This is a genomic window from Clostridium pacaense (genome assembly GCF_020709765.2).
Taxonomy (GTDB): domain Bacteria; phylum Bacillota; class Clostridia; order Lachnospirales; family Lachnospiraceae; genus Enterocloster; species Enterocloster hominis.
Map to the genome: position 1 here is coordinate 138,902 of NZ_JAJFEB020000010.1, position 24,500 is coordinate 163,401.

The window sequence follows — 24,500 nt, forward strand, 5'->3', positions numbered from 1 at the left end:
TCATTCCCTCTTGCCCACGATTTCTATGATACGGGCGCCAAAATGGTCCCCGCTCACCAGCACATCGCCCCTGCCGATCAGCTCTCCGTTGGCCACCACGTCGGCCGGGGAACCCGCCTGCTTATCCAGCACCAGGACCTGTCCTTCCTTAAAGGAAAGCACATCCTTCACGCTGCACACGGTGCTTCCGATCCGGACCGATACATCCAGGGTAATGTCCAGCAGCTTCTTCTTATCATCGCCAATCTGCTCCCTGTCATACTGAAGGGGCGTGTACTTAAATTCGGGAAATGCCACCTCCTGGACCGATACGGCTTCCTTCGGCTTCCCCATATGCTCCTGGATTGCGGGCATGGGCATTTCCTCCATGACCGGGATACCCAGCACCTGTCTCATTGTCTGGGACGCAAGGATATAGGCATCCGAATCCACCACCCCATCGATGGTATAGTGCAGGCGGACTATCACGAACGGACTTCCCATCCCCCACACCCTGGTCAGGTCCTGGACACGCTCCGTGTTGTCATAGGCGGATATCCTGGTAATGAATTCCCCCATGTCACGTCCCAGGAAATCATTGAGTTCAGCCACTGCAGCCGTCATACACTGGGATGCAACCTCCTTAAGGGTGCTGAGCGCAATCTCGTCCAAGGGACTGTCCGTATCAATGGGAACCCCCATGATATAGTTGGTCAGACGCACCATGTCTTCCTTGGAGAAAACCAGCAGCTGGTCCGCTGTCAGCCCATTGGCTGTCCTGCGCCCTTCAATGACCACATTAAAATGAGGCAGGCACTCAGCCAACCCATCCGTGTCTGTCTCCTCCACCCCCGACACTGTCATCTTAACGTTCCTGCCAAGAAGGGAACCTAATATATTGCACACAGGAACCGCTTCCATCTCCAGCAGTTCCTTTATGGCTTCCTTATCCATGTTTAACATACTCATTCCTCCCGGCTACAGCTCATTGCTGATTTCCACTGCCTTGCGCAACCTGGTATGCCCCGCCTTTGCCTCAAAGCAGGCCACATCTTCCACATATATGGAAATACCGCTGTCCACCTTCTTGTTTAAAGGTATCACATCCCCTGGCGTAAGCTGGAGTATATCCTGGGCATCCAGGGTAAACTCATGGAGTATGGCCCTCAGTTCCACCTCGGACTCCAAAAGATGCTGTTCAATATAGTGCCGTTTGGACTTCTGCTTCTCCTCGTCCTGCTTCTTCTGGCTGGCCGCAAAGGAATAGCCGAACTTCGATGTAAGCTCCTCCACATTAGGCGCAGGCATCACCATGTTAAGCCGGGCAGACAGTTTGTCGATGACCACCTCCAGCTCCACCTGTATGACCACGTCCTCCTGGGCGCTCATCTGCAGGAGATGGGGATTGGTCTGCAATCCTGTCAGGGACGCCTGCACATCCAGGTACTGCCCCCACGCCTCCCCAAGGAACTCGGTAATCTTGCCCAGGACGTACTGCAGGATTGCCTTTTCAATATCCGTGAAATCCCTGGTCAGTTCATACTCCGAACCAACGCCTCCCAGAAGGCGTTCAATCATAAAAAACGCCAGCCTGGTATCCACTTCCATGGTCAGAGGCGCTTCATTGTAATCCTTATTGGCCGGACTCAGCGTAATCATCCCAAACAGGGAATGGTCCGGCACCGAATTGCTGAATTCCTGGTAACGCTTCTCCACAATCCCGTTGATGCTGATTTCACAGTAGGACTGGAGAAGGCCTGTAAGATACGGCGCCAGGGCACGGGCAAAACTGTCATACAGATTCTCCACCGTGCTCATGCGCTCTTTTGTAAATTTCTTAGGTGATTTGAAATCGTAACTCTTAATCACTGCCTGTTCCTTCCTGTATCATGGCCTTATCTCCCGGCATGGTCACCGGGAACAGGGGGTCCATTGTCTCCATTGCGTCTATGGTATCCGGCGGTCTGTATCCATTTCCAAGGATAATCATGTCCACCCGGCGGTTCTGTTCACGTCCCTCCCTGGTGGCATTATCCGCAATGGGATAATACTTGCCGTAACCGCGGCATATGAGTTTCTTAGGGTCAAACCCCACCTGGTCTTCCAGGTAAATGGCCACATTGTCCGCCCGCTCCGAGGACAGCAGCCTGTCATTAATCAGGGAGTTGGCTGCCTGGGCCGTGTGTCCGTTAATGTAAACCGCAAGGATATTGTCCTGCTTTTCCTTTAACATGATCCCCACCGCATCCAGCATGGATTTGCTGTCCGCCCTTAAGCTTGCGCTGTCAGGGTCGAATAAAAGGTCATTCTTAAAGCGGATAAACACCGCGTTCTCGCTGTTGGACACAATGGCATCCAGGTTCTCGGAGTCAAAGTAGGTCTGTATGTCCCTGGCCATCAGGGCCATCTCCCTGGCTGACGCCTGGGTGTTCTGGGAACCGGTGGGTACCTGGGTGGATTCCTCGTTATTCTCCCCTATGACGGGATACTTTAAATCCTGGGGCACATCTTCAATATCCGTCTGCGCCTCAATGCCCAGCTGCCTCTGCATGGCCGAGGCAATCTCCTCCAGTTTGCTGATATTCACATTTGATATACTGTATAATAATACGAAAAAGGTCAGGACAAGGGTTATCATATCCGCGTAGGTATTTAACCACTCCTGGCCTCCTTCTTCATCCTTCTGCCTTTTCATTTATTTACCAATCTCCAGGGCCTTTAAAGCCATGCTTTTTGCAATATTGAGGGCCGTGACATTGGCCTCATAGGCGCGGCTGGCAGCCATCAGGTCCACCATCTCCTCCGCACTGTTCACATTCGGCATCATCACATAGCCGTCTTCATCTGCATCCGGATGGTCCGGGTCATAGACAGGAACCAGGGGATTCTGGCTCTCCACCACTTCCTCCACATACACGCCGCCATTCTCCGCCTTGGTCATGGCCTTGCCAAGTTCACTTTTAAAATTCAGTGAATTCTCGCGGAACACCACCTGCTTCCTTCTGTAAGGCCCGCCGTCAGCCGTCCTGGTGGTGTTCTGGTTAGCCAGGTTCTGCATGATGATGTCCGTGCGGAACCGCTCCGCCGTTAGGGCGGAACCTGTTATATTAAGTGAATCCAAATACCCCATAGCCTGCTCCTTTACTTACCTGTATTATTAATCACGTACCGCAGCGTGGTCAGCTTACCTGACATCCGCATGGTCAGCGCGGAATACTGGCTGTACGCCTTCCACAGTTCCAGTTCTTCCTTTTCCACCTGGACATTGTTGCCGTCCGGCCTGGCCTGGGTGGCTGCGTCTTCCTCCACCACCGGCTTAGCAATCCGCTCCACGCCCTGCTCCGTCTCTCGCAGCACATCCTTAAATTCCACCTTCTTGGCCTTGAATCCAGGCGTCTCCACATTGGCTATGTTATGGCTTGAAACCTGCTGCTTCAGCCACATGGCATCCATTCCCCGTTCCAGGGCGCCTAACGCCCTGTCGTCAAATAACGGCATATTCCGTCCCCCTTATCTCATCCCGTATGGCTCATGCGCACCTGTTTATCCGCCTGGGCAAATGCTTCCTTCAGTTCCATTATCATGGGAAGGACCTCCCTCACCGGGTCAGGATTCTTCTTGATATTGGCCTGAATGATCTGATAATTAAAATACTCATAAAGAGAGGACAGGTTCTGTGACACCGGATACTGGCCGTCCAGTGTGGACTCCAGATGGCTGATAATGGCCTGGGCCTTCTTAAAATGGGTATTGCTGGCTTCAAAGTCCCTTACCTCCAGTCCCAGAAGCCCCTTGTTCAGACGGTTGATGATTTCGTCATATAACAGGTTAATCATATCTCCCTGGGTCATGGTCATAACAGACTGCTGTTTATACTTTGCATATGGATTCTGCATATTGATTACTCCTTCATCATGATGAGAACTGCTGGGTAAGCCACGAACTCTGGCTGTTCATATTGGAAATCGCCTGTTCCATGGCGGTAAACTGCTTCCAGTACCTTGTCTTCTCCAACTGATACTTGGTGTTTAAGTTGGAAAGCGTCTCCGTAATGTGCTTCATCTCCTCATAGAGGGTATTGCTCGTGGTAAGCACATCCTTGGTACCCGCATACCGTACCATACTGCCCGGGCTTCCGCTGCTCACATTCGCCGCCGCCTTGATGGCATTCTGCATCTTGACGCCCAGTCCCTGGTCCCTGTCCGTGAACAGGGTCGCAATGGCGTCCGGATTGGTGGCCACCGCAGACCTGAGGGCATCCTCGTCAATGACCAGTTTCCCGTTATCCCGCCAGTTATCTGATGTCTCAATACCGATATCATAGAGCGACAGTCCCGCTCCCTCCACACTGCTGTAGAGGACCATCCTCATGTCCCCCAGGAAGCTGGAGATATTCGAATCATTGTGAAGGAGTCCCTGCTTGGATTTCTCCTCCCAAAGCTCAATCTCCTTGTCACTCATCTCTTTCTTCTGGGCATCCGTGAGAGGGGCGTACTTCTTGTAGTTTGCAGTCTCTGTCAGCTGCTTGTTCAGCTCTTCGATAAGGTTGTTGTAATCTTCTACAAAACTCTTCAAACTATCTACTATTTTATCAGTATCACGGGATGTAGTCAAGCTGATTGGACCGTTGGAAGCATCATAAGTGGAAGTAATTTCCATGGTAATTCCATCCAGTTCAAAGGTGTTGGTGTTGCGCTCGATGTCAGTGCCGTCGACGGTCAGGATGGCGTTTTGGCCGGAGGTGACGGAGGCGGTCATGGGAAAATCATATGCGACCCCAGATGTTCCATATAAGCTATTCATAAGGGTTTCCCCATTAGGGTCCTCCCCTTCTATAGTAAATCCCTGAGGTGCGCCTTGTATCTGTATCCTGCCGTCTTCTGTAAGGCTTACATCTCCTCCAGTTATTTGCTGTATCGTCATAGCCAATGTTTCCATTGTTCTGGGAGTCAAATCCCCTACTCGTATTATTTGACCGGATGTTTCTCCATTGATTGTTATCTTTAATTTTCCCTTTAAAAGATTTGTATCTGATAATTTGTTTGAGGTCAATGTTTTAGAATTAATATTAATGGTATTCTTTCCAAACAGATTTTCTATGAAGTTGTCTCCATTCCTGTCAGCAGTCCCACTAATCGCAATACCATTGGGATTGTCTGCTATATTAATCCTGCCCCCCTCATACACACCTCCGAATGCATTGGCTAAATCCTTTAATGTCATGGAAGAGCCATTTAAATTTATGGAAGCACCATTAATAATAATCTCACCAGTTATACCCAAGTCAGTAAGTTCTGTGTCCTTATCAAGTATATTTGTCCCAACATTAAAACCAAGTTTTTTCGCAATTCCCTCATTTAAGTTATCGACAGTAAAAGCAACCTCGTATTCAGTGGATTCAAGCGTCACTTTATTATTGGCCTCATCCAAATCAAATTTAATCTTTCCTGTTCCATACTCTTTATTTAATTTAGAATTTATTGCATTAACTACACCTAGTATACCATTATACTTTTCACTACCTGTTTTTCCTTCCAGTTTTACAGTGACATCTTTTCCATCCACTTGAAAAACCAACGACTGGTCTTTTCCACTGTTTAACTCATTTACAATGGAATTGAAATCCTGTTCCCCTCCATCTGCTACCTCTACCCCACTTCCCTCAATTTTTTTAGAAAAAAGAGAGGATTGCAATCCGGTTGCCTCCACGCCAAACATAGTAGTAAGCAGGTTTCCGTATTTCTGTGACATTTTAATATTGGATATCTCACCAGTAGACGACGATTCCATAATGAATTTGTCAGACGCTGATGAGTAGGAGACTTTAACCCCTGCATTGCTGCCATTGATGGCACTTATTACATCACTAAGGGTAGAGTCTCCAGTCAACCCCTTAATCGTCACGCCATTAATCTCAAATTCATATCTATCTCCTTGCAAAGGCGTTGCAAAATTCATATTTTTAAGAGATGTTCCATAATCCAGTTTATTGGAAAACCCTCCCTTAAATCCTAAATTAGCAATAACATCCTTATCCTCACTGCTACTTCCTGCTGTCTCTATAATAACTCTTCTAGAAGAGTTAACTGCATTATTGGAAGTTGTCCCATCAGGATTAAGCTGTACCAATTTCATAACCTGAGTACCACTCGCTGTGGGGTCCGGGTTTGCTTCCAGTTTCATACCTACTGATGTCCCAAAATTCCGATATAATGCCTGATTAATATTGGCAAGCGTTTTATCGGCATCTGCGGTCCCCGGTGTGGTCTCCGATTCCTCCACCTCAAATTCAATGGTTTTACTTACACCATCCAGTATCACAGAAAACGACTGTGTCTGCCCAATTTTACTATCAAACCCAGAGAAATCCACAACATTCCCCACCGGCGCCCCAGTCACCGTCCCCGCAGTCTTCACCGTACAGGCCGTAGCCAGCTGTTTAACAGCATCCACCTTCATGGAACTGACCGCATTCGAAGAAACCGAACTGATCTTAATGGCGCTGTTACTGCTAAGTCCTGTCATGGTCTTAAAGGTGGTTGGACTCATCAGGTTGGTCTGCCCTGAACCATAATAAGAAAAATACTTATCGCCAAAGGTATTAATCTTCCCAATCAAATCCCTGTAAGTTTCCTGCTTCCACTCCAGCTGCTGCTTTAATCCCGTCTGTTTATCGATCTTAGTCTGTGTACCCATCAGCAGGCTTTCTACGATGCTGTCTGTATCCATGCCGGAAGCAAGGCCCGATATATAGTTTTTATTGCCGGCTGCGCTGACTGTATTAATTGATGATGCTGATGCCATCGCCCATCCCCCTATCTTCTTTTATCGTAGAGCACGCCTTTGCTCCCCTGATTCATCTGCTTTAAGTACCCGGTAAATTTACCGTTTACATTGTTCTTCTTTATCTTTTCCTGAAGCTGTGCCTGAATCGCCGCCATCTTCCCCGGCACCCCGGCTTCCAGCTCCTGTATTCTTGTTATCATGGTAAAGACAGCCTGGCCGTCCCGGAACAGTCCCTGTTCCCCTTCATTCAGGCTGCTGTAATCACAACGGTTCTTACCTATGTTGTAACAGCGTTTCCCATAAGCCGAGCCGTCCCTCAGGCTTTCCATCTGTTCATCAAGCCCATCTATCTTATCTATGACGGCCTGCCTTGCCTCCACGGCGGCCACGATTTCATCCACTGCCTCCGGGTCATCCGTGTCCAGTCTCATGGTTTCCTGCTCATATTGTCCCAGCAGGATGGCCTTTTCCCTGAGCAGCATCCTCATCCGGTCAAGTATCTCCATCCCTGCCCTCCTTCTCCTCCTGGGCGCTGTCCTGCGCAAGAGCCTTTAAGTTCCTGGAAAGCTGGAATACCTTCAGAAGGTCCACCTTATCGGACGCCTCCTTGTTATTCTCCACAGTAAGGTACAGTTCCGTGCGGCATATCTTCATGTCGTCCGGGGCCGATATGCCAAGGCGCACCTTGTCGCCTTTGATTTCAGCCACGAATATCTCGATATCATCTCCGATTTTAATGGATTCACCCTTTTTTCTGGATAATATCAGCATAGGCCGTCCCTCTCTCCCTGGCCGAATATAGCCTGCCGTATGGGATAATCCTGATCCAGAATCACCTGGACGGCCAGATTTGTCTTATGGTTGATGATGACAGGGCTTTTAAGGTTCACGGTGGAATCACGGAAGGTTTCCCCGATGACCATGAGCACCCAGCAGTCCAGGTCATCCTCAGGCACTGCCTGCAGAAGGATCAGCACATCCTGCATCACCACCGGGGCGTAATCACGCTTTACCTCCAGAGGGTTCAGCATGATAAAGCAGACATTTTTCTGCTCAATGGACTGGAGCCAGCAGATTCCGCTGCCCATGTTAGAATCATTTACAAGGACGAACTGGGTATATTCCTCAAAGCCGAAAACGGGCTGCTTAAATGTTATGATGTTCTTCTCTTCAATATCAAGGATTCCGAAATCCCGTGTCTCAATCTTCAAAAGTATCCCTCCATCAAATCCCTATTCCGCAGCCGCCTCATGGGCCGGATTGGCACTGGGCGGCACATACATGGGTTCGCCCATATATTCAATATCCACTTTCGGATACTGCTCCACATCCACCCTCAGTTCTCCCGGCACATAGGTAGCCGGTGGTTCCTGTACCTGTGGTCTGAATTCCACCTGGGCCGGTGTATAGTCAATGGATAAATCCGGCGGCTGCCAGGAAATGTCAGGCCCAACTGACGGTATGAATGCAATCCCGGTGGTGATATTGGTCTGGGCCATCATCTGGTTCTTCATGATATCTGCAACCGTGACCCCGTCCTGTATCTGCATCATCTGGTTGCCAATCCTGGAATACTGGGCCGTGGCGTCCGATGCCGCCTTAATACCTGCCTGCGCCCCGTCCCTCATGATTCCCCTGGCTGTGCGGAACCCCATGCTGTCCCTGGAACGGGATGTATCAATGTCCACTTTGATATTCTCCGACTTCATATTCAGTTTGCCAGGATTCTGTATGATACCCACTTCCGGGTCAGGTATCCTGCTCTCAAGCCTGGCCCTCTGGGAGGTCATGGACAGCTTAATGGGAGTGGTTGTAATTTTTAACACATTCATCCTCAGACACCTCTTTTCAACTTATTTCATAAAGTCAAATATGGACGGCGGTATGATGCTGGATCCCAGCTGAAGGGTAATCATCCAGGCTGTTTCCGCGGATTTATTGTTCACGGCCTCTGTCTCCACCTTAACCGCTTCCAGGTCCTTCTGGCTTTTCTGCAGGTTCACAAGGCTTGTTTCCAACCGGTCCTGGGTGCGCTCCAGCATTTTCTCCCTGGTCCCTATCTCAGATGTGGCAATGGAAATATTGCTCTGCTTCTTCTTTAACTGGGACAGTGAATCCATGGCGCCTTCCTTGTCCCCGGCCTTTAGCTGGTCCCTTACCTGCCCTATGAGGCTGTACAGGTTATTGGGCATCCCATTCTCGTCCTTCCCGCATCCCAGCACATCCACGCCGGAGGTGGATATCTTGATTCCCGTCTTAGCCGTATTGGTGCCTGTTGCATACGTGCCAAAACCAATGTCCAGATAAACCGGCTTATTTTCACTGAAATAAGTATCCGGGTCATTCTTATCATATGCATCCACGGACTTCCCGTTAAACAGGAGGTTCCCATCGGCATCCAGGGTAAATGGCGCCGTGCCGTTGGCAGATCCGGAGAACAGGAATTTGTCCCCGTACCTGGCGTTCATGGTCTGTAAAAGCTCCTCCATCTGTCCGCTCAGTTCCTCCGCAATGGCATCCATGGAATCCTGGCTGCTGGCCCCTCCTGCTTTGGTGGCCTTCTCATAAATATTCTCAAGGATGGAATTAAGCGTCAGTATATTGGAATCCGCTGTCTCCAGTTCCCCCGTGGCATTCTTCACCACATTGATATGTTCTTCGGTCCTTGCAATCTGGTCACGGATTGCAAATGCCTTGGAAGCGGTTGCCGGGTCCTCAGATACATGGTTGTACTGCCGCTGGGATGCCAGCTTCAGATTGGAGGAAGCCAGATTGGAAATATTCCTCTGAAGATTTTTATTATATGAAGTTGTCATCATACTTTCCGTGATTCTCATATGCCCCTCCTTAACGTCCTACCATACCCATTTTATTGATAATCATATCCAGCTGCTCATCCATGGTTGTCATGAGACGCCCCAGGGCCTGATACGCTTTGTTATATGTCATCATATTGATTCCCTCTTCATTGAGGGAAACCCCGGAAACGCCCATGCGCTCCGACTCCACGCTTTCCGCAATGGACAGGGAAGCCTGCATCCTGGCGCTGTTGGTCTTAATTTCACTTCCCAGTGTATTGGTGGTCTTGGTGATAAACTCACTGAATGTACCTGAGAACCCGCCGCCAAAATTAAAATCCTGCTCCAGGGCCGCCTTCATATCCAGGATATCCGTGTTATCCAGATCTCCGTCCGGATTCTTATCCCTGATAATATAAGAGGAGTCCTCCGCCCACTTATCACTGATGGAAATGTTCCCGGCCGTGATATTCCCGTTCCCATCCCCGCTTAGAAGTTCCTTATACTTATCCGGAAAATCCGGGTCATCTGCATGAACCTTATTGTTGAACACATCCGCAAGCGTCTTTGCAAAATTATCCAGCTGGTTCTGGTAATACGGTATGCCCGACATGATGGAATCATTGCCCGTAAGCATGTCGGTAAAGCCCTTGATTGCCCCGCTGCCCAAATTAGCAGTCTTGCCGTTGCTGTTCCAAGTAAGGCTGGTGCCGTCGCTGCCTATCATAAGCTGGTCATTGGTATAGGAAGCCCCTGACACATCCACCACGACCTTGCCGTTAAACTTAACCTGTACCCCGCCTCCATCCAGGTTCGTAACCTGGACAGAACCATATCTGGATAAGTCGTCCAATATGGTATTGCGCTGGTCCAGCAGGTCATTCGGCCCATAATTCACCCCGTCATAATCGCTGTTTGCAAATATCTCATGGGCAATGGACTTATTCAGTTCCGACAGCTGGTTCAGCTTGGTATTGATGTCCTGCACCGCAATGGAAAAATCGTTCTTGGTCTGCTCCATCAGTGTCTGCAAATTGGCATCATATTCATTCAGGACCTGGGTCACGGCCTTAAACGCATGCATGACAATATTGGCGTTGGTCTCCTGATACGGATTCTGGCTGAAATCCGCCAGGGACTGGGACAATGCGGTAAGGGCCGACTTAATGCCGGTGCCTTCCACCTCCGGGTCACTGATGATCCCCTCAATCTGGTCCAGGATGGCTGCCTTCTGGTCAAAATACCCAACATCGCTGTACTGTTCCCTGAACTTGGCGTCCAGGTATGGATTGCGTATCTGGGCTACTCCCTTTGCATCCACGCCCTGTCCTGCCAGAGGGATGGAACTGTAATTGAACTGGCTGCTCCCATAGACATTGACGCTTACTGAATCCAGACGCTGTCTGGTATATCCCTTTGTATTAACATTACTTATATTATTTCCCACGATATCAATGGCTTTCTGGTTTACCATGATACCCCTCTTAGCTGTCTCCAGCCCCATGAATGTCGGTCTCAATCTGCCACTCTCCCTGTATCAGCCTGATATCAGGCCTTTTTCTCCAGCTTGCTCCCCTTTTGTACGGTTGGGCGTCCATAGATTCCTGTGGGATTGCCCACCATCCTGGAATCAATGCCCATGCGTTCCAGTTCAGACTTCGCAAGCACCTCTGCCTTCTTGTTATAATACTGGATATTGCCGATGGATCCGTCAATCCTCCGGTACAGTTCCAGCAGTTCCTTCCGCTCACTGTCCTTTGCCTCATCAGCTATCTGTTTTAACGTCCTGCCATCCAGTCCGTGGGCAGTAAACAGTTCCTGGCGTCTGTGTTCCAGGTTCTCAAGCTTCTTATCCATGGCCTGCTGCATCATGATGGTCTGCTCCACCTTATCCAGCTCCCTGGTCATCAGAAGCCCCAGCTTTTCTACCTGCTTCTGCTCCATGGCCTCCAGGGCCTCTGTATATTCCAATAAAAAATCAATGATGTCTTCCAATTGCTTCCCCTTCCTACAGACCGCTCATCAGACGCCTTGCAATCTGTTCAGCCGAAACCTGGTATGTGCCGTCCTGTACCTGCTGCTTAAGGGCAGCTATCCGCTCTGCCGGGGCCTCTTCTTCCATGGACCTGGTCAATGCCGCTGCAAATGCGGAAGCATCGCTTTTCTTCGCCCCTTCACTGCTGATGCAGATGGCATCCCCTCTGGCCTTCCCAGCTGCCTGGGGAGACACGGGAGCACTTTTCTCCGTATGTTTTGCACTGCTCACAGCGTTCTGGTACGCTGCGTAATTTCTCGTAATCTTCATATCCATAGCCCGGCTTCCTTTCCTTAGGTGCTCTTTGTATGGCAATACTTATGTCCTGATTCTATTAACCTTATAATAGTTATCGAACGCCAAGTTGAAAACTTTACAGGTTAAATGTTATTTTTTATATTTTTCAAATAAAAAGCCGCCGGGGCGCAGCCTGAAATGATACCATTCCCGGCACTGCCCTGACGGCTTATGACCTTCCAATCCCATTGTGCATGCTGGCGCTTAATGCCACGGTTCCTTCTTCACCACCAGAATGGCCTGCACAAGGGCCCCTGTGACCTCCGAACCGTTCTCCAGTTCTGCCTTACTGCGTTTTTCCTGGTCCCCTTCCTTCATTACCACATAGCGCGGTTTCAAACGGTTCAGGGCCAGGGCCGCAATATCCTTTTTACACTTGTCGCATTTACAGCAGTTAAACCTGTCCAGGGTGGAATCCAGCCGCGATATGACCAGTTCCTCCATCAGGTTCACCAGCACCATGTTGTTCTCTTCCTTAAATGGCAGGGTAACCGGATTGCGCTTTAAGGCTTTTGCCATGGATGCCGCTGTGGGCGGTGTCAGGGCCCCAAAACCCGGTGCACCGGACATACCCGACGCAGCGCCTTCTGCTTCCCGTGCCATTCCGGCGGATGCCGCCTGAACAGCACCATCAGCATGCATATCCCCTGCATTACCCAGCGTATCCTTTTTTGCGGCAGACGGCATGATTTTGCGGTACATCATTTCTTTATCAATCTCTGTCCTGGTCTTAGCCATTTGCCTTAAGCCCCCTTTGCATCAATTCCTGAATCAGGCTCCCGTAATCCCGCACCGCATTGCAGTCAGGCGCATACTCCAGCACGGAACACTGCAGGGACTGGGCCTCCCTGAGCGCTACGCTCTCACGGATGAATGTTTCCAGAACAGGCATCTGCAAATCCTCTGCCACCATCCTGAGCGTTCCCTCCACCTCTTTGCTGAACCTGGTCCTGGGATTGTGCTTGGTAAGGAACACCCCCAGGATCTGAATATCAGGATTACAGTAATTCCTGACACGGCGTATGGTTTCCTCCAGCTGGGTAATCCCCTGCAGGCTGAAAATATCCGAGAGCATGGGCACCAGCACATAGTCAGCTGCCGTAAATGCATTCACGGTCAGGATGCCAAGGGCAGGCGGCGAATCAATGAGTATGTAATCATAAAGCCCCTTCAGTGAATCCAGGGCCTCCTTAAGAAGGAACTCCCTCCTGACCCCTGTAAACTCCAGTTCAATACTGCTGAGAAGGATGTTGGATGGAATAACATCTACCAATGTGGACTTCTGAACCGCATATCTGGGCTTTAACTCCCCCTTCAGAACATCATAGATAGTGGCGCTCTCCGTATCCGCCCCCAATGAAAAACTCAGGTTTCCCTGCGGATCCATATCCACCGCAAGGACCCTGTAGCCCATTTCCTTTAACGCTGTTGCAATCACATAGGCTGACGTGGTCTTTCCCACACCGCCCTTCTGGTTAGACAACGCAATGGTTACCGCCATAATGTACTCCCCCAGGAACTCCTTTGTTCCTCATTTGTTATATTCTGGTTTTTATTATATCAGGAAATGCGGGTTGAGACAATTGGGTTTTTCTTCCTTTAATGGCCTATTTATACCGGATTTGCGGTTCATGCTGTTTTCTATGCAGCCGTATGGATACAAAGCCGGAGCGCTGCCGCGGGCTGATGACAGCCAGGCAGCAACGCCCTATATCAGGGATTACAATATTTTTACATCATGGTTTTCAAATTCGTAATATATAGCAGCCTCATATACATCTATATCAATATTGCCAGCTGCATTAGCCGTTCAAATTGATAGTTTCTTTCTGTCTTCACTAACACATCATTCCCTTTTTAATATTCATCGCTTAGCAGGAAATCAGCAACGTGCATGGTTTTGATTCCCTCATAATTGCCGCCCACAAATGCATCTGTACGCAGCACATACTTAGGATAGTTATCCCGAATATCAAGCAGCCTGCCGTATTCGCGTTTTTCGGTTTCAGGGGAACCAATCTCCTGAGTCACTTGAATGTATAGCTTGTTTTCCTGCTTAATGGCAATGAAATCTATTTCAGCGTTTTCTAATTTTCCAACGTATACATCATATCCTCGGCGCAGCAATTCAAGATAAATGATATTTTCCAGCATGGCCGCTACACTGTTCGCTGAATATCCCAGTACGCTGTAACGCAGCGCCGGGTCAGCCAGATAGAATTTTTCCTGTGTTTTCAAAATTTCCTTGCCCTGTACATCGAAGCGGGAACAGCGGTGTAGGATATAGGCGCCTTCCAGCTTGCTGAGGTAGTTATAAACCGTTTCGTTATCAATGGCCCGATTTTCGCTTTTCAGATATTTTGAAATGGAAGCAGCGGAGAAGGTCCGTCCAACATTGTCAAATGCGAACTTCACAATACGCTCCAGCTGATCCACCTTGCGGATTTGATTACGCCTTACAATATCAGTAAATATTGTAGAATTGTAAATATCCCTGACGATGGTATAGACCTCGTCCGGCGTGTATTTTTGCAGATGAACTGCCGGGAATCCCCCAAGCCGCAGATAATTTGCAAGTTCTGTGTAAGAGTCAAGAATCTCCGTATATTCCTTTCGGAAGGTCATATACTCGGAAAAGGATAAAGGGTAAATGCGAAATGCGATATAACGGCCAGTCAAGTAAGTAGATATTTCAGAGGACATCATCCTGGAGTTTGAGCCGGTTACATAAATGTCTACATCATAGTCAGCCATAAGGGAGTTTACAACTTTCTCCCATGATTCTACTTCCTGAATCTCATCCAGAAAAAGGTAGGTCTTGCCCTTTAAAAATAAATGCTGCTTGAAGTGTGCAAACAACGCTTTCGCGGTCTTTATATCCTCATATTCCAAAGAATCAAAGCTATAATGCAATATTTGCTCCTCATGGATACCCCGTTCTTTCATTTTATCTATCAGCATTTTCAAAATGGTTGATTTCCCACAGCGGCGGATTCCAGTAAGGATTTTTACAAATGGTGTATCCGCATATGCCATTATCTTATCTACGTAAATTGGTCTATTAATCATAAAAGACACCTCCCATCTATAATAGCATACCGCATTCTTATCAAAATTTCAATAGTTTTTAAGGTTATAACCGCAAAACTTTAAACCAATATAACCGTTGTCAGTGGACGGTCGGATTAGACTTTGATTTTGTGTCTAATGTAACATCTTCTTGCATCCCCTCCTTTTACAAATTTTAATATTGGTAAAAATAGTGGAAAAAGGATAAAGATAACCCCCTCAAACCCTTACATGAGGTTTGAGGGGGGCGTGGTGGGGCGATTGGGGTGTCTTTGCTATACAGTATGGGCATATCTATGTCATGGATACAATTATATTAAGGAATTCTCCTTTTCCCATTCCTTCATAGACAGCCGTATACATCCGTGTAATCCAGATTCCATTTCATATATCTGTATGGACGGTTTGCATCTGGTTGATTGGCATCTTTATTCTAAAAATATCCATTTATGTTTCCCCTGGTGAAATTCCAGCTGTCTGTTCCAAAAACCTGACCAACCAGCCCTCATAGCAGCACGCCATATTATCTTCATAGTTCTTTGTTTCCAATGGCTGCAGAAGTGACCGGAGAAAAATGACACCAACTGCCCCTTTTGCCATTTATCTCGATAGTTCTTTCCCCTTCCCAATTGCAGACATCCGATTATGTGGCACTATCCGGTTATATGGCAGTATTTAATAATATAATTATAATAAAAATCAAATAGGAAATCTATATTTTGTAAGAAAGAAGAAAGAAACAAAACAAATCCTCTGCAATCAAAAAGGCACTGCCTCCAGACCAATGATAAATAATCCGAAGACAGCACCTTATTATTCAAAAGAATAATATTACATAAATTTTAAATTGCCTTACTGTAATAACTGTAATACGGACTGTGGCTGCTGATTAGCCTGTGCCAGCATAGCCTGTGCAGACTGCATCAGAACGCTGTTCTTTGTGAACTCCATCATCTCTTTTGCCATATCAACGTCACGGATACGGGACTCAGCAGCTGTAATATTCTCTGTAGTAACACCCAAGTTGTTGATAGTATGCTCAAGACGGTTCTGGATAGCACCGAGTTTACCACGGCTAGTGGATACCTGGTTGATAGCATCAGTGATTTTGCTGATGGCTGCGGATGCGCCTTCTCTAGTACCAATATCAAGGCTTCCTATGCCAAGAGAATTCACATGCATATCGGAAATCGATAAATCTAATTGATTCCAAGAATCATTTGTATCACCAATCTGTAGTTTTAATCCACCACCGCTAGCAAGACCAGTACCTCCAGCTAAAGCAGCAGGAGTTATGGTAGCCAAATCCACACCACTTACACTACCATCAAATGCTACTGTCATATTAGCACCAGCTTTTGCAAGAATAGTATTCAGTTCATTGGCTGTATAAGATTTTGTCTGATCCAATCCTACCAGCACGTTACCATTTGCAGCAGCTATTTCCACTCCCGCATTAGTGCCATTAAAACCTATCGTTCTAACATCATTACCCGCCGTACCTGAAGTTATTTTTACATTGACACCACCAGTTGTAGTTACATTTCTAAATGCATTTTCAGCTTTTGCAACTGCAGTGGCTGCAACTTGTTCAACTGTACCTGTACCCGCAGTCTGTATTGATATATCATTATCAATATTAATTTTCAGATTAGTCGCAGATGCCGGGAGTGTGGCATCGCTAATTAGTTTATCAATATCCGCCTGAGTATATGTTTTTCCTGCCTTTGCCTCTAATGATAATGTAATATTGCCATTTGCATCCGCTGATACGCTGGATGCTGTTCCATCTGCCACTGTGTTTATAGTAATTGTCTTTCCTGCTTCTAAACCAGATACCGTAAAATTAACTGCTGCTGTAAAATTGCCTGCTGTGCCTGCTGTATTTTTTGTACTCGTTACAACGGCACCAGTTGTACCATTTCCCATGGAACCATCCAGCAATTTAATACCGTTAAAATTAGTACTATCAGCAATACGGTTAATTTCATCCTTTAACGCACTAACCTCATCCTGCAAAGCCTTCCTATCAACATCATCCGTATAAGTACCATTTGCAGACTTAGTAGCCAGTTCCTGCATACGGTTCAGCATGGAATGAACTTCCTGGAGTCCGCCTTCAGCTGTCTGTACTAAAGAGATAGCATCCTGGGAGTTATCGCTTGCTGCTGTCAGACCTTTAATCTGTGCCCTCATCTTCTCAGAAATAGCCAGACCGGCTGCGTCATCACCTGCGCGGTTGATTCTGTAACCGGATGACAGTTTCTCAAGAGACTTAGATACTGAACTGTTGTTTACGCCCAGCTGTCTGCTGGAGTTTAATGCCATAATGTTGTGTTGAATCCTCATACTAATTACCTCCATGTAATTATAATATTCCGGGAAATCCTTTTCCCTGTTTCATGACATATCCCAATGCCGGACGGGCCCTGTCTGACACTGGACCAAGCTTCCGGAACATCCATTCCTTCCGCTCTGTAATATTTATCGTACGCACCCCCTCTTTTATTTACCAAAAAAGTGCACAAAAATCGAATTTATTTTTTGTGCACTCTATCTATAAAGACTCTATCCATAAAGACTCTGTTCAATATAAAATTCTTCCAGGGACAGGCCCTGCTCCTTCATATACCTTGCCGCTTCCACCCCCACATAACGATAATGCCACGGCTCATACTCAATCCCTGTGATATCCACCTTATCTTCCCCATACCTCATGATAAAACCATAATCCTGGGCATTCTCCATGAGCCATTGGCCTTCCGGTGTCTTCTCAAATTCCTTCTCAAGCTTATGATACTTATTAGTATAAAAATCAACCGCCAGGCCCAGGCAATGTTCCCCTGACCCCGGGATGGATATGGTCTGCCTTGCAAGAATGTATGATTCTTCTTTCGTATGACCGCTTCTCACATAAGACTGCACCTTCCGGTTAAACAGTTTTTCCTGTTTGTCCAATGTTCTGTAGCCTGAGCACACGACAGGTGATAACCCCAGCGCTTTCATATCTTCCAGCATCTGCATCAATGGTTCATAAATCCGCTCGTCCACTGACTGCTCGGTTCCCGGAATGGCTTTTAACTCCGCCGCATAATCTTCAGGCACCGGGTACTCCGCGTTAGTAAGTATCAGGCACCACATATCATCCTGGCTGATGAACAGCTCTTTAGCCCCCTCCATTCCACCGCTATGCTTCGTACCCTCATCTGTCTGCCCGCCTAAATGCATCCGGTCATCTGCACTTCCTCCATCCAAACCAAAATCACCATCTGCCCTATACCCTTTTCCAACACCCAGATCATCCCCAGCCGCACCGTCACCATCCACTGCCGAAACCGTCCCTGCTCCCACAGTCTCCGTCACCTTCGCCGCCTCCACCGCCCGCTCCCGTTCCAGCTTCCGGTGTGCCGATATATAAAACAGGGTCAGGATTATCAGGAAGGTATAAATCATCACCCGCCTGTTCCTGACCATCCGCCGGTCCTGTGATTTTCCCTGGGCCATGTCCCCGTATCCTCCTAAACATAACTTCCCTGCTGTCCATTTCCTGCATTATCCGGCAGTATCCCGCTACCGTATCCGCCTTAACTGGTCCCCCTGCCTCCGCAGGATATACCGGTACAGCAAATCCTCCTGCCTGGTAGCCATTTCCATAAACTCGCATCCATAGCCATAATCCCCTTCGGGCCTCTGCACCTGACGGCGCACCTCGCAGGTATACAGCATGGAATCGCCCATGGCCGGTATCACCATATTAAAACGGTCATTGGTCCTGAATTCTTCCCTGCTCCTGAACATCAGGCCGCCCAGGCTGATATCCACCAGCTGTACCTTAAGCCCGTTGACGTCCTTGGAACCGCCTTCCATCTCCATCACATCGTCCCCGCGCATGCAGTTATAGATGATGCCTGTGTCCCTTGTACTGATACGGAAATACTCCCGCCGCTCATCATTGGTGGCCTCGTTTAAATCAATTATCCTGGCCAGCTTGGGCGATGACAGGTACACCCGGCCAATCAGCACCTTAAAACCAAGCTGGGTATTGTAAATCTCCAGCTTTACCAAAAGATTATATGGAATCCCCGGCAGTTCATTGCGGGAACTGCCCACATCGATGAAATTCTTCCCGATGCGGTGCAGGACCCCCATACTGATCAAATCGTTATTCTTTGCTTTTATGACGCACGACGAGCCCACATACCCATCCAGCAAATCAACCAATTCCGCCACCCCCTGTATTCATCCTGTTGTCGTCCATCAAGTGACATCCGGCGTAAACACGCCGTCAGCTGTCATTCCTCTCGCGCCCGGACACCAGATTCCGGCGCAGACGGCCGGCCTGGCTTCCCGCCCCTGAAGTTTTTCCTTCTAAAGCTTTTGCAGCCGCCGCCTTCTCCACACCCCGTATCTGGGCCGAGGTCTCCATGAGCTTGCAGTAAATCCCCGCAACCACCTCATACAGCTCCACCGGTATATTACACCCCACATCCAGCATACAGAGCAGGGATGCCGCACTGTCGTCCTTGAATACAGGAATCCCCTTTTTTTCCGCAATATCTATGATGTGCTCTGCAACCGTCCCATAGCCTGATGCAATCACCACGGGGGACGTGTCTTCATCTGCATTGTATTTTAAAGCTACCGCTTTATTTTTCTCAAATTTTGACATCTACGCCCGTCCTTTTAAATGGCAGGTTTTTAAATACCTCCATCAGGGAACGCACATGGTCCATGCGCTCCACCTCTATGTCAGCCGCCCGGTAACCGTGTTCCTCCATGATTTTCCTGAACTCGGGTACCAGTCCCCCGAATATCCCTGTATAAGATTCAGGACAGTACAGGTGGAACCCCAGTTCCTTTCCCGCCATCATGAACTCTGCCTCCATCTGCCCAATCCCAGGTATATCAAAGGTAATGAGCACATGGACATGGTCTGTCCCGCCGGAATCCCGGCTTCCCCGTTCCCCGCCCCGTCCCTCGTCCTTAGGGTCTATCCAAAGTTCGGAAAATGCCTTCATCCCCTGGTAATCCACCGGGATTACAAAATGCAGCAGCGGCGTATAATTACAGGGCGAGGACAGCAGGCTGGTGATGATTTTCTCTATCTTATCCCCGTTCAGGCTATTCATGGGGGTTTCCCTGTCCTGCTTTGTAATGATTTCCGCCAGGGTGTCCATGATCCTGGAACGGTTTTCCTGCCGCTCCGGCCCACGGAAGCTTTCTATGTAATCCCGGACCATTTCCCGTAACCGTCCCTTGTCTTCCCGGCTGTTCACATGGATGAGAAGGTTCAGAAGCGCCTCCTGGAGATATGCCTCGTTGTCCTGGTACCTGGACATATTGTAAAGGATGTTGGGCAGGACCCTGGCTGTCTGGGGAGAGTAGAGCACGCTCTGTTCCAGTTCCTTTAAGGCCTGCTGCACCTCGGTCTTAAGCTCCTCAAACTCCTGGCCGCTGCGGACATCCCGGACCCGCGCGGCCAACTGTACGAACTTCCCATAGAGCGTCCTGCTGCCAGACAGCTGTTCCGACAGGTATTCCAGGCTGTTGGCCACGGAATCCAGCACGTCCTGCCGGGAAATGCTTCCATTTATTGCCTTTAAAAGCTCCGCTGTCTCCAACCGCAGTTCCGGCTTATCCCCCAGCTGGTTCCTCAGGAAGTCAAACAGTTCCCCCTTAAACAGGGTGGAGGCATATTCCTGGTCCACCAGTTCATCCACAATATGCTCCGGCTCAATTAAAAGCGCGTCAAAAAGCTGCCTTATTTCCTGGGTCACCGTGTTATTGTTCACCGGCAGGAGACTGATGATTTCCTCCAGCATATATATATTCTTCAGGTAGTTGACCGTTACCGCCGGGTCCTTTAACAGGTTCATCAGGGTAGCGGCCCCGGCCTCCCGCTCCAGCACATTGTGGTTTCCCAGAAGGCCGCTGCCCTCGGGATTCTTGGTGATATGCCGGATTTCCTGCATGTCAAAGGGGACCGATGGGTCTTTCATCGCCTTATCCGGCTGTATGATATTCTTGTTGATGACCGGAGAAGTCACCCGTAAGATGTCTGCCATTAGCGAATTCCTTTCCTGATTTCCCCGTCAAGATAGTAGAAGGTACAGTTATCCTCCTTTTTAGTGATGCTCATCTTACAATCCCCAATGTTGATGACGCTTCCGGGATAAACCTCCCTTGCCGTAAGCCTTGATTTGCCAACCTCCCGCAGTTTCCTGGACAGTTCGGCGCCCTGCTGCTTCAGTTTCTTTTCCTTCAGCGAATTGATGGGGGCTTCCAGCTTAAGCTTTGCCAGACGGTCACGCTGGATTGGCGTGATGCTGCCCTCCTTGAGCTTTCCGTTAAGATATGATATATCCTTGTTAAGCTCGGTGAGTTTCCTGGACAGCAGCAGCATTTCCTTCCCCACTGCCTCCATCTCCTCCATTAGCTGGGGAGTCAGGCCGAGGGTAACCGAGGTCGTGATATGGCTGGGCGCGCCTACGGCCTTTACATTCATACAGTTATAGACCGAGCAGTTCCCGCCGATGAACGCGCCGCGCTTTCCCATCAGGGTCAGGTCATGGCCGCAGGACACCTCTGAGTTGATGATGTACTCTGCCTGTATGTTATTTTTTGCGTAAATGTTGCAGTCTTCCAGGAACTTGGCCGTGATATCCCCGTCCGCCTCCAGGACGCCGCTTTTCATTCCCCGCATTCCTTTGTGCAGCAGGATGTCCCCGCCTGCCTTCAGATAAGCGCCTTCCACGATTCCCATCACCGTGATGTCGCCCTTGGCAATCACCCTGTATCCCTCCAGCACATCCCCGTGAACCACAACGCTGCCTGTAAAATCAATATTTCCCACGCTGTTGTCCACATTGCCGGACACGGAAAATATATTCTCCACATGGAACCGGCCGGAACGGAAGGTCAGGTTGCCCTCACATGCCGTAACCAGCTTATCCCGCTCCGGGGTATATACGATATTCCTTCCCTGGGGGATGGGAGGCATGGTGCCGTTCTTTCCCCGTACAGGTTCGCCGAACACATCCACGCCGTCCTCCGGCTCCGTGGGCATGGTGATATCGCACACCACATCCCCTTTCTGGACATTATGTATCAGGTTCATGCTTTTAAAATCAATGCCGCCATTGCCCTTGGAAGCATACTTTAACTGGGCCTTCCTGGGAAAATAGTCCTTAATCCGTCCATCTTCCCCATTGATTGCAGGCATTCCGTTTGCAATGACAGCCATCTGCAGATACTGCCTTTCATTGACAATGGTTCCTATCTTCTCCTCGTCAACGCCAAAGCATATCCCCTTCTGCTCCAGTGCATCATGTATCATTGCCCTGGACACGTCCTGTCCTTCCCCCTGGGGGCCGTGCACCATCATGGAGACACTCATCCTGTCGTCAGCCACAATCAGCTCCACCCAGGCATCCTGGTCCGTTTCCCCGGCCGGCACATCTTCACCCTGGACTGAACCATATCCACCCTGGCCTGAACCATATCCACCCGGTCTTCCATCCCCATATCCGGTCCCGCCATATGAATCCTGGTCATATGCATCCCGGCCGGACATATCCCAGTCGGACGCATCCTGTCCATCTGCCCCGGTCTGCTCCTTTCCCAGAAGCTCCCGTTCCACCTGCTCCCTCCGCCTTACTTCAGCCTCATTCCAGTCCTCAACGGTTTCCACCCGGTGGTCACTATCCTGGTCCCTGCCGTTCTGGTCCCTGCCATTTCTGCTCCCGCTGTCTTGGCTCCTGCCGTTTCGGCTTCTGCCATCCTGGCCCCTGCCGTCCCGGGCACCGTCCGCATTTTGGCCTCCTGTCCCTTCATCTTCCCTGTCTGTATCGTCATAGGACTGCCCCTGTGTCCGTGATTCTCCTTCCCGTTCATCCTCTCCCGCATGTTCCGGGATCCCATCCTCCTGATTGTCATCAAGAAATTTAGATAACAAGCTGTAAATCAGACTTTTTTCGTTCATGGGCACCCCCTTTTAGCACAATCTGCTGATGTCGTTACCTTAAGTTATTAATCATCTCTTCCATCTGGTCCGCAGTGCTTACAATCCTGCTGTTAAGCTGGAATGCGCGCTGGGTCTGCATCAGGTTGACCATCTCCGTGGACATATCGGCATTGGACATTTCAAGGGTCCTGGTCATGACCGAGCTTTTCTCCTGGTCCTCATCCAGATCCTCTATGGACATCCACTCCCCGGAAGCCTCACCGGTACGGAACAGGTTGGACCCTGCATGGATAAGGCCCTCCGGGTTCTCGCACACAAACAGGCCAATCCGGTCCGCAATGGAATCCAGGTCCAGTTCCCCTGTGTCATCTCCCCTGCCGTCTTCCGCCGCCTTGTACTCCAGCTCGATTGGCTCGCCGTCCCAGTCCAGCACATAACTGCCGTCGCTGGTGGTCAGGTAATTGCCGTCCTCGGTGGAACTTATCTGGAAGGCGCCGTCCCTTGTGTAAGCCGGCTCCTCCTCGTCCTCGCTGGTCTGGATCGCAAAAAACGCCTTGCCTGACACGGCAAAATCCAGGGCACGTCCGGTCTTGCGGAAAATCCCCTGCTGGAACGTGGTTCCCGGCCCATTGTTCTTCACGCCGTGTCCCACCTGGGCCTCCGGCCTCATATCCATCTGGGTGTACAGCAGGTCGTTAAAATCACTGCGCATGGACTTATATCCGTTGGTCCCCACATTTGCCATGTTATTGGCAGTCACATCCAGGTCCTGCTGGAATGCGTTCATGGCTGAGACTGCCGTATAATATGAAATATTCATCTCTTATCCCCCTACAGCTTCCCTATCTCATTGGCTGTCTTCTGGTTCATCTGGTCTATGATGGTAAGGGCCTTGCCGCATGACTGGAACGCCCTCTGGACCTCCATGGCCCTGGTCATCTCATTGTTCAGGTTCACGCCTGACTGCTCCAGCTTTCCCTGGTAGACCGTGGGATAGACCTGGGTAAGTGTCACGCCGCCGCCCGCCCCGTAGGTGCCGTTGTCATAAAATGTCAGGTTGTCATAATCATCCGGCTCCACTATCTGTATCTGGTCCAGCTCCCCGTCCTCATTGTCGTAGATAATCCCGTCCGCGCCAACACGGAACCCGCTCTCATCCACGTACACAGGGCCGCCGTCCCCCATTACCTGGCCAACGCCGGGAAGTATCAGGTTCCCCTCCTCATCCCGTTTAAAATGTCCGTTGCGTGTGAGATACTGGCCGTCCGTGCCCTGGATGACGAAGAATCCGTCCCCGTTAATGGCCAGGTCATAGGTCTGCCCTGTATCCACCACCGGAGCCTGGCCATGGGTGGTCATCTCCCTTGTGCCGATGGATATGGTGGAACCCTGGCCCAGCCCCTGGGTCTGCCCGTTCATCTGGCGCACCAGCTGTTCATTAAACGTGGTTTTTACCAGGCGTTTGGGCTTATAGCCGCTGGTCTTCACATTGGCGATGTTGTTGGCCGCCATGTCTAATGACCGCTGGTTCATCAGCATGCCCGAGGCAGCTGTATAAAATCCTGAAAACATA

The 24,500-nt window shown here is 49.4% G+C and carries 26 protein-coding genes; all 26 read right to left on the reverse strand.

Features of this window, described 5'->3' with window-relative positions; all coding sequences use genetic code 11:
• The 26 genes from LK536_RS46830 to LK536_RS46955 all read right to left on the reverse strand — a co-directional run bounded on the left by LK536_RS46830 (position 1) and on the right by LK536_RS46955 (position 24,499).
• A complete protein-coding gene (locus LK536_RS46830; protein ID WP_040380430.1) occupies positions 1-942 on the reverse strand; it encodes a FliM/FliN family flagellar motor switch protein in 942 nt (313 codons plus the stop codon).
• A gap of 15 nt (positions 943-957) precedes the next feature.
• On the reverse strand, positions 958-1,848 hold the full coding sequence (locus LK536_RS46835) for a flagellar motor switch protein FliM (RefSeq protein WP_008720494.1): 891 nt from the start codon (positions 1,846-1,848) through the stop codon (positions 958-960).
• Complete coding sequence (locus LK536_RS46840) at positions 1,841-2,674, reverse strand: OmpA/MotB family protein (RefSeq protein ID WP_008720495.1); 834 nt, start codon at positions 2,672-2,674, stop codon at positions 1,841-1,843. Before LK536_RS46840 ends, LK536_RS46835 begins: the two co-directional genes overlap by 8 nt.
• Positions 2,675-3,109 (reverse strand): flagellar basal body rod protein FlgC, encoded by a 435-nt coding sequence (flgC, locus tag LK536_RS46845; RefSeq protein WP_008720497.1) that lies wholly within the window; start codon positions 3,107-3,109, stop codon positions 2,675-2,677.
• Between the two features lie 11 nt (positions 3,110-3,120).
• On the reverse strand, positions 3,121-3,477 hold the full coding sequence (locus LK536_RS46850; protein ID WP_008720499.1) for a flagellar basal body rod protein FlgB: 357 nt from the start codon (positions 3,475-3,477) through the stop codon (positions 3,121-3,123).
• 17 nt (positions 3,478-3,494) lie between these two features.
• On the reverse strand, positions 3,495-3,875 hold the full coding sequence (gene fliS / locus LK536_RS46855; RefSeq protein WP_008720501.1) for a flagellar export chaperone FliS: 381 nt from the start codon (positions 3,873-3,875) through the stop codon (positions 3,495-3,497).
• 16 nt (positions 3,876-3,891) lie between these two features.
• Positions 3,892-6,783, reverse strand: coding sequence for a flagellar filament capping protein FliD (gene fliD / locus LK536_RS46860; protein ID WP_227795669.1), 2,892 nt, complete (start codon positions 6,781-6,783; stop codon positions 3,892-3,894).
• Positions 6,784-6,794: 11 nt separating this feature from the next.
• Positions 6,795-7,271 (reverse strand): hypothetical protein, encoded by a 477-nt coding sequence (locus LK536_RS46865; protein ID WP_227795668.1) that lies wholly within the window; start codon positions 7,269-7,271, stop codon positions 6,795-6,797.
• Positions 7,258-7,536 (reverse strand): carbon storage regulator CsrA, encoded by a 279-nt coding sequence (csrA, locus tag LK536_RS46870; protein WP_227795667.1) that lies wholly within the window; start codon positions 7,534-7,536, stop codon positions 7,258-7,260. Before csrA ends, LK536_RS46865 begins: the two co-directional genes overlap by 14 nt.
• Positions 7,530-7,976 (reverse strand): flagellar assembly protein FliW, encoded by a 447-nt coding sequence (fliW, locus tag LK536_RS46875; protein WP_008720509.1) that lies wholly within the window; start codon positions 7,974-7,976, stop codon positions 7,530-7,532. Before fliW ends, csrA begins: the two co-directional genes overlap by 7 nt.
• 21 nt (positions 7,977-7,997) lie before the next feature.
• Entirely contained in the window at positions 7,998-8,597 is a 600-nt protein-coding gene (locus LK536_RS46880; protein ID WP_008720510.1) for a DUF6470 family protein, read from the reverse strand.
• Positions 8,598-8,618: 21 nt separating this feature from the next.
• Positions 8,619-9,602, reverse strand: a complete 984-nt coding sequence (locus LK536_RS46885) for a flagellin N-terminal helical domain-containing protein (protein WP_008720511.1) — start codon at positions 9,600-9,602, stop codon at positions 8,619-8,621.
• Positions 9,603-9,612: 10 nt separating this feature from the next.
• Positions 9,613-11,082, reverse strand: a complete 1,470-nt coding sequence (gene flgK / locus LK536_RS46890; protein ID WP_025485131.1) for a flagellar hook-associated protein FlgK — start codon at positions 11,080-11,082, stop codon at positions 9,613-9,615.
• A gap of 29 nt (positions 11,083-11,111) precedes the next feature.
• Positions 11,112-11,558 (reverse strand): flagellar export chaperone FlgN, encoded by a 447-nt coding sequence (flgN, locus tag LK536_RS46895; RefSeq protein WP_120058424.1) that lies wholly within the window; start codon positions 11,556-11,558, stop codon positions 11,112-11,114.
• A gap of 13 nt (positions 11,559-11,571) precedes the next feature.
• Positions 11,572-11,868, reverse strand: a complete 297-nt coding sequence (gene flgM, locus LK536_RS46900; RefSeq protein ID WP_506092177.1) for a flagellar biosynthesis anti-sigma factor FlgM — start codon at positions 11,866-11,868, stop codon at positions 11,572-11,574.
• 231 nt (positions 11,869-12,099) lie between these two features.
• Entirely contained in the window at positions 12,100-12,633 is a 534-nt protein-coding gene (locus LK536_RS46905) for a late competence development ComFB family protein (RefSeq protein WP_120058426.1), read from the reverse strand.
• Entirely contained in the window at positions 12,626-13,396 is a 771-nt protein-coding gene (locus LK536_RS46910; protein ID WP_008720521.1) for a ParA family protein, read from the reverse strand. Before LK536_RS46910 ends, LK536_RS46905 begins: the two co-directional genes overlap by 8 nt.
• Before the next feature lie 356 nt (positions 13,397-13,752).
• A complete protein-coding gene (locus LK536_RS46915) occupies positions 13,753-14,964 on the reverse strand; it encodes an ATP-binding protein (RefSeq protein ID WP_227795666.1) in 1,212 nt (403 codons plus the stop codon).
• A gap of 852 nt (positions 14,965-15,816) precedes the next feature.
• Positions 15,817-17,313: a flagellin N-terminal helical domain-containing protein gene (locus tag LK536_RS46920; RefSeq protein WP_227795665.1), complete on the reverse strand. Its 1,497-nt coding sequence runs from the start codon at positions 17,311-17,313 to the stop codon at positions 15,817-15,819.
• Positions 17,314-17,532: 219 nt separating this feature from the next.
• Positions 17,533-18,468: a M15 family metallopeptidase gene (locus LK536_RS46925; protein WP_227795664.1), complete on the reverse strand. Its 936-nt coding sequence runs from the start codon at positions 18,466-18,468 to the stop codon at positions 17,533-17,535.
• Positions 18,469-18,534: 66 nt separating this feature from the next.
• Positions 18,535-19,185 (reverse strand): PilZ domain-containing protein, encoded by a 651-nt coding sequence (locus LK536_RS46930; RefSeq protein WP_235712120.1) that lies wholly within the window; start codon positions 19,183-19,185, stop codon positions 18,535-18,537.
• 64 nt (positions 19,186-19,249) lie between these two features.
• Entirely contained in the window at positions 19,250-19,633 is a 384-nt protein-coding gene (locus LK536_RS46935; RefSeq protein WP_227795662.1) for an EscU/YscU/HrcU family type III secretion system export apparatus switch protein, read from the reverse strand.
• Positions 19,620-21,029 (reverse strand): hypothetical protein, encoded by a 1,410-nt coding sequence (locus tag LK536_RS46940; protein ID WP_008720545.1) that lies wholly within the window; start codon positions 21,027-21,029, stop codon positions 19,620-19,622. Before LK536_RS46940 ends, LK536_RS46935 begins: the two co-directional genes overlap by 14 nt.
• On the reverse strand, positions 21,029-22,945 hold the full coding sequence (locus LK536_RS46945) for a flagellar assembly protein A (protein WP_227795661.1): 1,917 nt from the start codon (positions 22,943-22,945) through the stop codon (positions 21,029-21,031). Before LK536_RS46945 ends, LK536_RS46940 begins: the two co-directional genes overlap by 1 nt.
• A 34-nt stretch (positions 22,946-22,979) precedes the next feature.
• The gene (locus LK536_RS46950) at positions 22,980-23,747 is read right to left on the reverse strand and encodes a flagellar hook-basal body protein (protein WP_008720548.1); all 768 of its coding nucleotides are present in this window, start codon (positions 23,745-23,747) and stop codon (positions 22,980-22,982) included.
• Between the two features lie 11 nt (positions 23,748-23,758).
• Positions 23,759-24,499 (reverse strand): flagellar hook-basal body protein, encoded by a 741-nt coding sequence (locus LK536_RS46955; protein WP_008720550.1) that lies wholly within the window; start codon positions 24,497-24,499, stop codon positions 23,759-23,761.
• Between the last annotated feature and the right edge of the window lies 1 nt (position 24,500).

What these genes read in the sequence shown, in the direction of transcription:
- flgC (WP_008720497.1), bottom strand. Translation starts at nt 3,109, where the DNA reads ATGGGGTATTTGGATTCACTTAATATAACAGGTTCCGCCCTAACGGCG.
- LK536_RS46925 (WP_227795664.1), bottom strand. Translation starts at nt 18,468, where the DNA reads ATGGCCCAGGGAAAATCACAGGACCGGCGGATGGTCAGGAACAGGCGG.
- LK536_RS46865 (WP_227795668.1), bottom strand. Translation starts at nt 7,271, where the DNA reads ATGGAGATACTTGACCGGATGAGGATGCTGCTCAGGGAAAAGGCCATC.
- LK536_RS46830 (WP_040380430.1), bottom strand. Translation starts at nt 942, where the DNA reads ATGTTAAACATGGATAAGGAAGCCATAAAGGAACTGCTGGAGATGGAA.
- LK536_RS46850 (WP_008720499.1), bottom strand. Translation starts at nt 3,477, where the DNA reads ATGCCGTTATTTGACGACAGGGCGTTAGGCGCCCTGGAACGGGGAATG.
- csrA (WP_227795667.1), bottom strand. Translation starts at nt 7,536, where the DNA reads ATGCTGATATTATCCAGAAAAAAGGGTGAATCCATTAAAATCGGAGAT.
- LK536_RS46935 (WP_227795662.1), bottom strand. Translation starts at nt 19,633, where the DNA reads ATGTCAAAATTTGAGAAAAATAAAGCGGTAGCTTTAAAATACAATGCA.
- fliD (WP_227795669.1), bottom strand. Translation starts at nt 6,783, where the DNA reads ATGGCATCAGCATCATCAATTAATACAGTCAGCGCAGCCGGCAATAAA.
- fliS (WP_008720501.1), bottom strand. Translation starts at nt 3,875, where the DNA reads ATGCAGAATCCATATGCAAAGTATAAACAGCAGTCTGTTATGACCATG.
- LK536_RS46920 (WP_227795665.1), bottom strand. Translation starts at nt 17,313, where the DNA reads ATGAGGATTCAACACAACATTATGGCATTAAACTCCAGCAGACAGCTG.
- LK536_RS46950 (WP_008720548.1), bottom strand. Translation starts at nt 23,747, where the DNA reads ATGAATATTTCATATTATACGGCAGTCTCAGCCATGAACGCATTCCAG.
- LK536_RS46905 (WP_120058426.1), bottom strand. Translation starts at nt 12,633, where the DNA reads ATGGCTAAGACCAGGACAGAGATTGATAAAGAAATGATGTACCGCAAA.
- LK536_RS46945 (WP_227795661.1), bottom strand. Translation starts at nt 22,945, where the DNA reads ATGAACGAAAAAAGTCTGATTTACAGCTTGTTATCTAAATTTCTTGAT.
- LK536_RS46915 (WP_227795666.1), bottom strand. Translation starts at nt 14,964, where the DNA reads ATGATTAATAGACCAATTTACGTAGATAAGATAATGGCATATGCGGAT.
- LK536_RS46840 (WP_008720495.1), bottom strand. Translation starts at nt 2,674, where the DNA reads ATGAAAAGGCAGAAGGATGAAGAAGGAGGCCAGGAGTGGTTAAATACC.
- LK536_RS46940 (WP_008720545.1), bottom strand. Translation starts at nt 21,029, where the DNA reads ATGGCAGACATCTTACGGGTGACTTCTCCGGTCATCAACAAGAATATC.
- flgM (WP_506092177.1), bottom strand. Translation starts at nt 11,868, where the DNA reads ATGAAGATTACGAGAAATTACGCAGCGTACCAGAACGCTGTGAGCAGT.
- LK536_RS46955 (WP_008720550.1), bottom strand. Translation starts at nt 24,499, where the DNA reads ATGTTTTCAGGATTTTATACAGCTGCCTCGGGCATGCTGATGAACCAG.
- LK536_RS46885 (WP_008720511.1), bottom strand. Translation starts at nt 9,602, where the DNA reads ATGAGAATCACGGAAAGTATGATGACAACTTCATATAATAAAAATCTT.
- LK536_RS46880 (WP_008720510.1), bottom strand. Translation starts at nt 8,597, where the DNA reads ATGAATGTGTTAAAAATTACAACCACTCCCATTAAGCTGTCCATGACC.
- LK536_RS46910 (WP_008720521.1), bottom strand. Translation starts at nt 13,396, where the DNA reads ATGGCGGTAACCATTGCGTTGTCTAACCAGAAGGGCGGTGTGGGAAAG.